The sequence below is a fragment of the Streptomyces sp. NPDC048191 genome (assembly GCF_040652655.1).
Classification (GTDB): Bacteria; Actinomycetota; Actinomycetes; order Streptomycetales; family Streptomycetaceae; genus Streptomyces.
This window is the reverse complement of record NZ_JBEZMO010000015.1, coordinates 181,344-192,984: the sequence shown is the minus strand read 5'-3', so window position 1 is coordinate 192,984 and position 11,641 is coordinate 181,344. Positions and strand designations below refer to the sequence as shown.

Sequence of the window (11,641 nt, the reverse complement as noted above, 5' to 3'; positions counted from 1 at the left end):
GGTGTGTACGATCCGACACAGCTGCGGACCTTCCTGGCCGTGGCCCAGACGCTGAGCTTCACGCAGGCCGCGCGCCGGGTCGGGCTGCGCCAGTCCACGGTCAGCCAGCACGTACGCCGGCTGGAGGACGCGACCGGGCGGCAGCTGTTCACCCGGGACACCCATTCCGTGGAGCTGACCGAGGACGGCGAGGCGATGCTCGGCTTCGCCCGGCGGATCCTTCAGGTCCAGGAGCAGGCGACGGCGTTCTTCACCGGCACCCGGGTGCGCGGCCGGCTGCGGTTCGGCGCCTCGGAGGACTTCGTGCTCACCCGGCTGCCGGAGATCCTGGAGGGTTTCCGCTACGACCATCCGGAGGTCGACCTGGAGCTGACGGTCGAGCTGTCCGGCACCCTGCACGAGCGGCTGGCCGCGGGAAAGCTGGACCTGGTGCTGGCCAAGCGCGGCCCGGAGGATCCCCGGGGCGAGCTGGTCTGGCGCGACGACCTCGTGTGGATCGGCGCCGAGCGGCTGCGCCTGGACGCCGACCGGCCCGTCCCGCTGATCGTGTATCCCCCGCCCGGCATCACCCGGGCCCGTGCGCTGCAGGCGCTGGAGCGCGAGGGCCGCGACTGGCGGATCGCCTGCACCAGCGGCAGCCTCAACGGGCTGATCGCGGCGGCCCGCGCCGGGCTCGGCGTGATGGCCCACTCCCGGCGCCTGATCCCGCCCGGCCTCTTCCGGCTCCCGGACCGTGCCGGGCTGCCCGACCTGGGCAGGATCGACTTCGTACTCGTCCACGGCCCGCGCAGGGGCACGGCGGAGGAGGCCGCGAACGCGCTGGCGGCGGTGATCCTGGCGGGCGGGGAGCGGCTGCGGCACCGAGGGGGCTGACGGCCGGCCGTCGGCGCCTGGTATGCGGCGATCGCTGCGGTGTGCGCCGTAATCGCCGCGTACAGATTCGGTGGAGATTAGGCCACCGAAACTTACTGACCCGTCAGTATTGTGTCCGGCCCTTCCCCATGTGCGGGCATTTTCCGGTCACCGCCCGGGGGAAACGTGAGGTTTGCTAGGTTTCCAACCCCCTCCCGTCCGGTGACGGCGTGGGGTAGCTTTCACCGCGCTGTGCCGAGCGTCACGGTGTGACCAAGCAGCGAGGATCGGGGAGCGAGGTTTGCGCGAGTTCACCAACCCGCCGCTCACGTCGGCACCGCCGGTGGGCGGTCTGGCCGACGTGGTCTTCGAGCATGCCCGGACGGACCCGGTGCACATCGCCCTCGGCCGCAAGGACGCCTCCGGAGAGTGGCGGGACGTCACCGCCGCCGAGTTCCGCGACGAGGTCCTGGCCCTCGCCAAGGGCCTGCTCGCGCGCGGCATCCGCTTCGGCGACCGCGTCGCCATCATGTCCCGCACCCGCTACGAGTGGACCCTGTTCGACTTCGCGCTGTGGACGATCGGCGCCCAGGTGGTGCCCATCTACCCCACCTCCTCGGCCGAGCAGTGCTTCTGGATGCTCTACGACGCCGAGGTGTCCGCGGCGATCGTGGAGCACGAGGACCACGCGATGACCATCGCCACCGTCATCGACCGCCTCCCCCAGCTGCGCCAGCTGTGGCAGCTGGACTCGGGCTGTGTGCAGGACCTGTACGACGCCGGGGCGCACCTGGACGACGAGCTGGTGCACCGGCACCGGCAGGCGGTCACCCCGGACTCGATCGCCACCGTGATCTACACCTCGGGCACCACGGGCCGCCCCAAGGGGTGTGTCCTCTCGCACGCCAATTTCATGTACGAGGCGGACACCATGATCCAGCGGTGGCAGCCGGTGTTCCACACCAAGAAGGACGACGAGGCGTCCACGCTGCTGTTCCTGCCGCTCGCGCACGTCTTCGGGCGGATGGTGGAGGTCGCCGCGATCCGCGGCGGGGTCCGCTTCGGACACCAGCCGCAGCTGCACGCCGCCGCCCTGCTGCCCGACCTGCAGGCGTTCAAGCCGACCTTCATCCTCGCGGTGCCGTACATCTTCGAGAAGGTGTTCAACGCCGCCCGCCGGAAGGCGGAGAAGGAGGGCCGGTCCGGGCCGTTCGAGAAGGCGGTCGACATCGCGGTGAAGTACGCGGAGGCCGTAGAGGCCAAGGCGTGGGGCACCGGGCCCGGCCCGTCGGCGGGTCTGCGCATGCAGCACCAGCTCTTCGACAAGCTCGTGTACTCCAAGGTGCGCGCGGCGATGGGCGGCCGGATACGGAACGCGATGTCCGGCGGCTCGGGGATGGACCGCCGACTCGGGCTGTTCTTCGCGGGCGCCGGCGTGCAGATCTACGAGGGCTACGGCCTGACCGAGTCGACGGCCGCGGCGACCGCCAACCCGCCCGAGCGCACCCGCTACGGCACCGTCGGCCAGGCCATCCCCGGCGTGACCGTGCACATCGCCGACGATGGCGAGATCTGGCTGTACGGCGGAAACGTTTTCCAGGGCTATCTCAACAACCCGAAGGCCACCGACGAGACCCTGCACGACGGCTGGCTGGCCACCGGCGACCTCGGCTCGCTGGACGAGGACGGCTATCTGACCATCACCGGCCGCAAGAAGGAGATCCTGGTGACCTCCGGCGGCAAGAGCGTCTCCCCCGGCGTGCTGGAGGAGCGGGTCCGCGACCATCCCCTGGTCAACCAGTGCATCGTCGTGGGCAACGACCGGCCCTACATCGCCGCCCTGGTCACCCTGGACCAGGAGGCCGTCGAGCACTGGCTGCAGATGCGCGGGAAGCCGCGCATGACCCCCGCCCAGCTGGTACGCGACCCGGACCTGGAGACGGAGGTGCGGCGCGCGGTGGTCGCCGCCAACACCCTCGTCTCCCAGGCCGAGTCGATCCGCACCTTCCGCATCCTCGCGCAGCCGTTCACCGAGGAACACGGCCTGCTCACCCCGTCGCTGAAGCTGAAGCGGAAGGCGATCGAGAAGGTCTACGACACCGAGGTCGAGGCCCTCTACCGGAGCTGACGCGCCTTGTGCAGCGTCAGCCGACGGTCACTTCGAAGACCTTGTCGGGTCCGTCCGCGGCACCTCCGTTGTTGTCGCAGTTGGTGGTGGACAGCCACAACTGGTCGGCGCCCGGCACCTTGGTGACGGTACGCAGCCGGCCGCCGGGTGCGGCTCGGGCCCGACGGTCTGCCCCCATGGAACTGACTGACCAACCAGTCGGGGCGGATCTCATGGTCAGGAATGCATCACGGCGCCTGATCGTTGACCATGGGAGTACCACCTGTCGACAACCGAAGGATCAAGAGGCTCGTGAGCAGCAAGGTCCCCCCGATCATCCTGAACAACGGCGTCGAGATGCCCCAGCTGGGCTACGGCGTCTGGCAGGTGCCGGACGACGAGGCCGAGCGGACCGTCGCCACGGCTCTGGAAGCCGGTTACCGCAGCATCGATACCGCGGCGATCTACGGCAACGAAGAGGGCACCGGCAAGGCGATCGCCGCTTCCGGCGTGCCCCGCGAGGACATCTTCGTCACCACCAAGCTCTGGAACGCCGACCACGGGTACGACTCCACGCTGCGTGCGTTCGACGCGTCGCTGGAGAAGCTGGGGCTCGACTACGTCGACCTGTACCTGATCCACTGGCCGCTGCCGTCCCGCGGCACCTACATCGACACCTACAAGGCGTTCGAGAAGCTGCTCGCCGACAAGCGGGTGCGCGCCATCGGCGTGTCCAACTTCCTTCCCGAGCACCTGCGTCGGCTGATCTCGGAGACCTCCGTCATCCCGGCGGTCAACCAGATCGAGCTGCACCCGCATCTGCAGCAGCACGCCGCCCGCGAGCTCCACGCGGAGCAGGGCATCGCGACCGAGGCCTGGTCTCCGCTCGGCCAGGGCAAGGGCCTGCTGGAGGTGCCGGCGATCGTGGCCATCGCGCAGAAGCACGGCCGGACCCCGGCCCAAGTCGTACTGCGCTGGCACATCCAGCTCGGAAACGTCGTCATCCCGAAGTCCGTGACGCCGTCCCGGATCAAGGAGAACATCGAGGTGTTCGACTTCAGCCTGGACGACGAGGACCTCGCGGCGATCAGTGCGCTGAATGAGGACCGGCGCCTGGGTCCCGACCCGGCCACCTTCGAGATGGGCTGACACCCTCGCACGCCACGGCCGTCCGCCTGCCCGCACAGCGGGGCGGACGGCCGTTTTCCGCCGTTTTCCGCGGCCCGCGCGTACGTACGGCGCGCTCAGGTCTGCGCGGACGTACGGCGCGCTCAGCCGACGCGTACGTCCGCGTGGACGATCTCGAACTCCTCCAGGGCGACCACCGTGAGGTGCGCCTTGGCCGCGCCCTCGCGGCGGACCACGGCGTTCGCGGCCCGGCTCGCCGCGAGCGACACCCGGTCGGCGAAGAGGACCCCGGCCATGCCGCGGCCGCGCGCCCGGTCCACGAAGAGTGCCGCGCCGGCGAATCCGGACATCACCTCCAGCCGGGGCAGCACGCCGCTGTGGAAGGTGTCGGCGGCGAGGTCCGCGTCCGCCGGGTCGAGCTCGAACCGCGAGACCCGCGCACCGCCGCCGGTCAGGGGCCGGTGCCCCGGGTGGAAGACGGCGGCCTCGTAGTTCTCGACCGCGACGGTCCCGGCGAAGGGCTGCAGCAGCTCCGGCCGCCGCGCGCTCATCACCTCGTCGCTGTTGCGGCGCGCCTGAGCGGACTCCCACCAGCTGACCGTGAGCAGTTTGCCGAGGTCGCGGTCGACGAAGACGCCCGCGCCCCGGTAACCGGGCCGCTCCTCCAGCAGATCGTGGCCCCGGGTGTTCAGGTTCCCGACGGCCGCGCCCAGTCGCGCCGGATCGCCGGTCGCGTACACCGTGCGTACGAACATGCGCCTCGCCTCCCAGAGCCGCGGCCGTGACGGCCGTCGGCGGCAGACATATCCGGATACACCGCTTTCTTCAGTCTTGCCGCAGGTCTCAAATCACCGCAATACGCACAGGATTCCGGACCTCGCAATCAGAGGGTTGACGAGGACATGCCGACGGGTCCACGGTGGACGCCACTGGTAAGGAAACTTTCCTAACAGAAGGGCCCCACAGTGCGCCTTCGTACCCTGACCCTCGCCGCGGCCTCCGGGACCGCCCTGCTCGCCGCCGGAGTGCTTCCCGCACACGCCTCCGCCGGCTCGGCGGCGCGGACCGCCCCCGCCTCGCCCCAGGAGGGCTCGGTCAGCGCGGCCGACCTGCTCGCCAAGGTCAAGACCTGTTCGCAGATATCGAACGGCAAGTACCGCACCGACGACGAGACGTCGGCCACGGTCCCCGTGTGCGGCAAGAACGGCGCGGTGTTCTGGAAGGCCGACATGGACATCGACTGCGACGGCCAGCGCACCACCAACTGCAACGAGAACCGCGACCCCTGGTATCAGGACGACACCGCTTTCCACCAGTCCGACGGCAAGCCGCTGAAGGCGGAGTCGCTCCCGTACGTCGTGGTGCCCAGCTCCAGCAGCATCTGGAACTACGCCGGCGCCGGCATCAAGGGCGGCGGCGTGGTAGCCGTCATCTACAACAACAAGGTGGAGTACGCCGTCGTCGGCGACACCGGCCCCACGAACATCATCGGCGAGGCGTCGTACGCCACCGCCAAGGCGCTCGGCATCGACCCCGACCCGGCCACCGGCGGCGCCGACTCGGGCGTGACCTACCTCCTGTTCAAGAACTCCAAGGTCTCCCCCATCGAGAGCCACAGCGCCGCGGTCGCGCTCGGGGACCAGCTCGCCAAGCAGTTCCTGGCCAACAACTGATGTGCCTCGTACGTCAGTTGGGCTGACCCAGCGGGCGTACGACCACGGTGTTGACGTCGACCCCGGTCGGCTGCCCGATCGCCCAGACCACCGAGTCGGCGATCTGGTCGGCGGTCAGCAGGTGCCCCGGGGGCAGGCTGCCGAGGCCGTCCCAGAACGGGGTCTCCACCCGGCCGGGGGCGACCAGCGTGACACCGATCCCGAGCTCCGTCACCTGGCGGCGGGTGTTCTCGGCGAGTCCGGTGACCGCCCACTTCGTGGCGCCGTAGAGATTGCCCGGGGTGTTCACGAACCCGGCGACGCTGCCGATGAGGACGATCCGGCCGCGGGACTCCTTCAGCGCCGCGACGGAGGCCCGGATCAGCAGGGCCGGGCCGAGGACGTTGGTGAGCAGCATCTCGGTCCAGCCGGCCGGATCGCCTTCGGCGACCGTGTCGTGGGTGGCGGAGCCGGCGTTGGCGACCACCGTGTCCAGACGGCCGTACGTCTTGAGCGTGCGGTCGACGGCGTCCTGCATGTCCTCGAAAGCGGACGCGTTGGCGGCGACCGTCAGCAGTTCGCCGGGATTGCCGAGCCCGTCGGCGAAGTCCCGCAACCGGGCCTCCGTGCGGCCGGTGACGGTCACCCGGTGGCCGGCGGCCAGCAACTGCCGGGCGACGGCGGCGCCGATGCCGGTGGCGCCGCCGGTGATGAGAGCGACCGGAGAGTCGTTCACGTCGGATCCCCCTGTGTGTGTCGGTGAGACCGGGAGTCCATCACTTGGAGCACTCTCGAAGTCAAGTCCCGTCACAGGTACGGCGGTACGGCACCGAGTGCAGGTAACGGCGCCAGGTCGCGGGACCGGCGCCGCCGTGCGCACGGGCACAGACCTCGGCAGCGGCCCGCCGCGGGTCCAACGGGCGTGACCGCTCGGTCAGATGGGCCGAGGCGATGCGCAACTGACGGTCGTCGGCGCCGAATCCGACGGCGAGGGCCGGCCCGTCTCCGGTCGGGACCGTCGCCGGTGCGGACAGCGTGGGCCCGGAGTAGCCGGTCGGTGCCGCCATCGCCCGGCAGGTCGGGGTGCCCGCCCCGTCCCGCAGTCCCCGCAGCTCGTACGCGAACCGCTGCACCGCACCCGCCCCCGGATCCAGCGGTTTCTCCCGGCGGCCCATACACCTCTCCCCCGTCGACGGCGATCCCCTGCAACGCTAAGAACGCCTGCGGGGAGCACACCGGTTGAGCCGGGCGGATGCGCCGCCCAGCACCGACTCCGGTACGCGGGACAAGGCGGACCCGGCTCGGTGCCGGGTCCGGAAAGGGCGGGCCGGTGCCCGGTCCGCAGGGTCAGACGGGCCGTACCGCCCGGTGCACCGTGTGGGCCGTCAGGACGAAGACGTCGGGGCGTCGGTGGACGCTGCCGGGATCGGTTGGGTCCAGCAGACGGTCGAGGGTCGCGAGGTCCTCGGCGTCCAGGGCGTCGGCGTGGATCTCCCGGGCTCGGGTCAGCGTCCCGGCGACGAAGGCGCGGGCACGCTCGGGGACGGGGGCCGGCACATCGAGGAGGAAGCTGCGGGTGCCCGTGTGCTTCAGGCCGGCCGCGGTGAGCAGGGCGGGCCAGTCCTCGGTCTCGGGGACCGAGCCGGGCAGCTCGGCGCGCATCCGGGCGAAGCGCTCCTCCTGGGCCACGTCGAGACGGGCCTGCAGTCCCGGGCGGCCGAAGCCGATCTCGCGGGGCAGACAGCGGCTGGGCAGGCCCCCCTCCAGGATGGCCAGCGTCCCGCCGGGGGCGAGACGGTCGCCGAACGCGGCGAGCGCGGCCTTCTGGTCGCCGAGGTGGTGCAGGCTGCGGCTGGCCCACAGCAGGTCCGCCGGGTAGTCCAACTGGGCCAGCGATCCGGGAAGTTCACCGGCGAGGGTGTCGAAGCGGTCGGCGACGCCCTGGCGCGCGGCCCGGGCCCGGGCGCGCTCCAGCAGCGGCTCGGATCCGTCGGCGGCGACCACCCGCGCGCCGGGGAACGTCTCCGCCATCAGGCAGGCGATCACTCCGGGCCCGCTGCCCGCGTCCACGATCAGACCGGGCTCGGTGACGTCCTTGCCCAGCCAGGCCAGGGCGCGCGCGTAGAGCGGGCCGAGCAGTTCGGCCTCCGCCTCCAGCAGCGCCGCCATGGTGGCCCAGTCGACGTCGCCGCCGTGACCGTGGCCATGGCCATGGCCGTGCTGTGCGGGGTTCCCGGGGTGGGCCTGGTGGTCGTGTGGCATGTCGGTCAGCCTCTCGCTCGGATGCGGTCAGCGTGCGACGGCACACGGTGAGACGCCACTTTCGTTGCCGGTGCCGCAAAAAATTGCCGGTGCGGCAAAGAGGGAGGACGCGCGGGCGAGGTGTTCGGCCTGTCGTGGGTGAGGGCCGGTGCGTGCCGTACGAAGTGGAGCGGCCCGACGGGGCGCACTCGCCGGTCGCGACGGGGGTTCCGCCGGGGCCTCGGCGGGCAGAGGTCGGGGCCCCGGCGGCGGTCGGTCCGTTACGACAGCGGTTACGACAGCGGCGGGTAGGCGTTCCGCATCAGCTGCTGGAACTGCGCGGAGAACCAGTGCCCGGACAGCGGCGCGCCGGCCAGCGCGCCGGTCAGGTTGTTCCCGTTGCGGGCGTTGCCCGTGTACGTCGGGTCGCACATCCGGTCGAAGCCCTTGCCCTCGTCGTTGGCGACGGCGGTGCTGGAACCGTCGGACTCGCCCGGCGGCTTGGCCCACACATAGGCGTCGATTCCGGCGGCCGGGGCCGCGGTCGGCCGTTCGCCGAGGCCGGCGCCGCTCTGGTTGCACCAGTTGCCGACGTGGATGCGCCGGTCGGTGCGGCTGCCGTTGACGTAGTCGTCCACGGAGGTGAGCGGGCCGGGGCCGGTGGGCCGTGCGGTGCCGCCCCAGCCGTTGCGGGAGGTGTCGACCAGCATCCCGATGCCGGGGTCGAACCCGGCCGCGACGAGCTTGTCCCGCAGCGCGAGGGCGTACGACTGCTCGTCCACGTACTGGTTCCAGTCCAGCCACTTCGACTGGCGCACGGTGGTGCCGTTCACGGTGTCGGAGACCTTGAGGTAGGGCTCCGTGGTGGGGCTGTAGTTGGCGGTGTTGACGATGAACCCGGTCACGTCGGCCACGCTCGCGCCGTTCGTCGTGGCCACCTTGTGGAACTCCTGCACGGCGGGGCCGAGGTTGGTGTCCCAGCCGAGCCAGCCGTGGTGGGCGGCGTCCACGTAGTTGTAGACGTTGGGAATGGCACCGAGCTTGTCCAGGGCGTAGGAAACCCCTTTCTCGTAGTTTCCGTTGTTCTTCATGGTCGCGCAGGCGTCCGTACTGGTGTTGGTGCCGCCGGCGTTGGTGACCAGGTTGGGCAGCGAGTCGGGCTCGATGATGGTCGCGATCCTGAGGGAGGCGTAGGCCGGGTCGGAGAGGATCGACGCGATCGGGTCGATGTACTGGGACTCGTACGTGCCCAGGTCGTCCGGGCCGAGTTCGCCGTTGGAGGCGAGGGCGGCGCAGTCGCGTCCGGGGAGGTCGTAGATGACCAGTTGGACGACCAGGTCGCCGGAGCCCTTCTGTTTCAGTGCCTCGTTCAGGTGGTCGCGCAGGCCCATGCCGCCGGCCACGCCGTTGATCGTGGCGATGTGGTCGAGCCACACGGCGGTGGGCTGGTCGGAGATGCGGCTGCCGCCCGGTTCGGCCGCGGCCCTGGCCGACCACTCCGGGTTCACGTAGACCTTGGCCCCGGCATAGGGGTTGTCGGCCCGGCCGCCGGTGCCGCCGCCCCCCGTGCCGCCGCCGCCCGTCCCCCCGCCACCGGAACCGCCGCCGTCGTCGACGTTGCAGGTGACACCGTCGAGGGTGAACGTGGCAGGAAGGGCGTTGGCGCCGCTGTAGGAGGCGTTGAAGCCGAAGCTGAACGAGCCGCCCGTCGCGAGGGAGCCGTTGTAGCTCGCGTTGGTGGCGGTGACGGCGGCACCGCTCTGGCTGATCTGCGCGTTCCAGCCGTTGGTGACCTTCTGGTCGCCGGAGTAACTCCACTTCACCGCCCAGCCCGACTTGGCGGCGGCGTTGTTGGTGGCGGTGACGGCGGCGGTGAAACCGGTGTCCCATTGATTCTGCACCGTGTAGTCGACGGTGCACGGGACGGCCGGGACCGCCGCGCCGGCCGGTGTGGTGGCGAGCGCCGTCCCAAAGGCCCCGGCGACCAGCGTCAGGGCGGCGAGCAGCGATGTTCTGGTACGACTCATGAGTGCGGGTTCCTTTGATCGTCCGTGGTGGCTACGGGTTCAGGGCGCGCAGATGGTCGCGCAGCCCGATGCCGTACGCGGTCGCAGTGCCGTCGTAGGCGGAGATCAGGGACGGCCCGGAGGAGCAGTCCCAGGTGTTCCAGGCCCAGCCCAGGTAGGACAGGTCCCGGTCGTCGAACCACTTCATGACCTGGTCGGAGAAAGCGTGCGAGCAGGTGTTCTCGCCGATCTCGCCGGCGATCAGCGGCACCTCGGCCGCGACCGGGGCGAGCGTGGAGTTCCAGCAGCTCTCGGTCGAGCAGGCGTTGAAGTTGTAGACGTGGTAGGCGGCGGTGAGATTGCCGGCCGGGTCGGTGGGCCGGTAGGCCGGCCACTGGCTGAGGTCGTTGGAGTACGCCAGGCCGCCGGCCATGATGACGTTCTTCGCCCCGGCGCCGCGCACGCTGTCCACGAGATCCTGCATCCCGGCGACCTCGTAGGAGATCCCGGGGCAGGTCCCGCCGTCCCGCCAGCACTTCCAGGCGTCGGTCGTGCTGGAGGTCGCCCGGTCCGGATAGGGCTCGTTGAACAGGTCGAACACCGGCGCCGGGTCGTCTTTGAAGGTGCTCGCCACCGAGGCCCAGAACGACGGGCTGTACCGCATGTCGGGCATGGGCTTCTGGCAGGTGGCGTGCACGTCGGAGCAGCCGGCCGAGTTGCCGGTGTACTGGCCATAGGTCCAGTGGAGATCCAGGATCGGGGTCATGCCGTGCGCCTCGACGCGGGCCACCAGGTCCTTGACGGCATTGATGTAGTTGGCGCCGCCGTACTCGGGTTTGATGCCGGAAAGCCCCAGCCAGCACTCCTCGTTGAGCGGGATGCGCACGGCGTTGGCCTTCCAGTCGGCGATCGCCTTGACGGCCGCGTCGTCGACGGGTCCGTCCCAGATGCCGTAGCCCTGGACGCAACGGAACTCGCCGCCGGAGCGGTTGACGCCGAGCAGCCGGTGGCTGGTGCCGTCGGCGGTCACGAGCCTCGTGCCGGCGACGTGCAGGGCGGGTGCCGTGCCGCCCGTGGGAGGCGGGTCGGTGGGCGGGGGCGTGGTCGGCTCCGGGTCCTCGTTGCAGGTCGTGCCGTTGAGCTTGAACGATGTCGGGGCGGTGTTCGCGCCGGACCAGGCGGCGAGGAAGCCGGCGGTGACACTGTCACCGGTGCCGAGGGAACCGTTGTAGCTCTCGTTTCCGGCGGTCACGGTGGTGCCGGACTGCGACCACCGGGCGCTCCAGCCCTGGCTGACCTTCTGGCCGTCGGCGAAGTCGAAGGTGAGCGACCAACTACTGAGCTGGGCCTGGTTGTTGCTGATTTTCACCGACCCCTGGAAACCGCCCGCCCACTGGTTGGTGACGGAGTAGTCCACCGTGCACGCGGGGGTGGCTCCCTGGGCCGACACCACCGGGACGACCGCGCTGCCCACGAGCGCGACCGCACCGGCGGTGGCTAAAAGTACTGAACGCGGGGGGTGTCGCATGAGCGACTCCTTGCAGTTGGGCGCGCCGGGACGGGCGCGTCGACTGACTGGAACCGCTCCCACTGGTGCGATGGAAGGTAGCGCCAAGTGACGGGGTTGCCCAGGGGAGTTGCCGACTTTTCCGCAA

The 11,641-nt window shown here is 70.6% G+C and carries 11 protein-coding genes; 4 read left to right on the top strand and 7 right to left on the bottom strand.

The features are described 5' to 3' along the window. Positions 1-3 precede the first annotated feature (3 nt). Positions 4-873: a LysR substrate-binding domain-containing protein gene (locus AB0D93_RS24550; RefSeq protein WP_362122735.1), complete on the top strand. Its 870-nt coding sequence runs from the start codon at positions 4-6 to the stop codon at positions 871-873. A gap of 280 nt (positions 874-1,153) precedes the next feature. Further along, positions 1,154-2,980 (top strand): AMP-dependent synthetase/ligase, encoded by a 1,827-nt coding sequence (locus AB0D93_RS24545; RefSeq protein WP_362122732.1) that lies wholly within the window; start codon positions 1,154-1,156, stop codon positions 2,978-2,980. A gap of 16 nt (positions 2,981-2,996) precedes the next feature. Here AB0D93_RS24545 and AB0D93_RS24540 read toward each other — a convergent pair whose 3' ends face one another. Further along, entirely contained in the window at positions 2,997-3,158 is a 162-nt protein-coding gene (locus AB0D93_RS24540; protein WP_362122729.1) for a hypothetical protein, read from the bottom strand. Positions 3,159-3,271: 113 nt separating this feature from the next. Between AB0D93_RS24540 and AB0D93_RS24535 the strand changes: the two genes are divergently transcribed. After that, positions 3,272-4,108, top strand: coding sequence for an aldo/keto reductase (locus AB0D93_RS24535; protein WP_362122726.1), 837 nt, complete (start codon positions 3,272-3,274; stop codon positions 4,106-4,108). Positions 4,109-4,230: 122 nt separating this feature from the next. Here AB0D93_RS24535 and AB0D93_RS24530 read toward each other — a convergent pair whose 3' ends face one another. Next, positions 4,231-4,842, bottom strand: coding sequence for a hypothetical protein (locus tag AB0D93_RS24530; RefSeq protein WP_362122723.1), 612 nt, complete (start codon positions 4,840-4,842; stop codon positions 4,231-4,233). A 210-nt stretch (positions 4,843-5,052) separates the two neighbouring features. On the opposite strand from AB0D93_RS24530, the gene AB0D93_RS24525 reads away from it, so the two are divergent. Then, the gene (locus tag AB0D93_RS24525) at positions 5,053-5,760 is read left to right on the top strand and encodes a glycoside hydrolase family 75 protein (RefSeq protein ID WP_362122720.1); all 708 of its coding nucleotides are present in this window, start codon (positions 5,053-5,055) and stop codon (positions 5,758-5,760) included. A 13-nt stretch (positions 5,761-5,773) separates the two neighbouring features. On the opposite strand, the gene AB0D93_RS24520 is transcribed toward AB0D93_RS24525, so the two are convergent. The 5 genes from AB0D93_RS24520 to AB0D93_RS24500 all read right to left on the bottom strand — a co-directional run bounded on the left by AB0D93_RS24520 (position 5,774) and on the right by AB0D93_RS24500 (position 11,514). Beyond that, a complete protein-coding gene (locus tag AB0D93_RS24520) occupies positions 5,774-6,475 on the bottom strand; it encodes an SDR family oxidoreductase (protein WP_362122717.1) in 702 nt (233 codons plus the stop codon). 61 nt (positions 6,476-6,536) lie between these two features. Beyond that, on the bottom strand, positions 6,537-6,914 hold the full coding sequence (locus tag AB0D93_RS24515) for a hypothetical protein (RefSeq protein ID WP_362122714.1): 378 nt from the start codon (positions 6,912-6,914) through the stop codon (positions 6,537-6,539). Positions 6,915-7,086: 172 nt separating this feature from the next. Then, complete coding sequence (locus AB0D93_RS24510) at positions 7,087-8,001, bottom strand: methyltransferase domain-containing protein (RefSeq protein ID WP_362122711.1); 915 nt, start codon at positions 7,999-8,001, stop codon at positions 7,087-7,089. A gap of 272 nt (positions 8,002-8,273) precedes the next feature. Further along, the gene (locus tag AB0D93_RS24505; RefSeq protein WP_362122708.1) at positions 8,274-10,007 is read right to left on the bottom strand and encodes a glycoside hydrolase family 6 protein; all 1,734 of its coding nucleotides are present in this window, start codon (positions 10,005-10,007) and stop codon (positions 8,274-8,276) included. A 31-nt stretch (positions 10,008-10,038) separates the two neighbouring features. Further along, positions 10,039-11,514, bottom strand: coding sequence for a cellulase family glycosylhydrolase (locus AB0D93_RS24500; protein WP_362122705.1), 1,476 nt, complete (start codon positions 11,512-11,514; stop codon positions 10,039-10,041). Between the last annotated feature and the right edge of the window lie 127 nt (positions 11,515-11,641).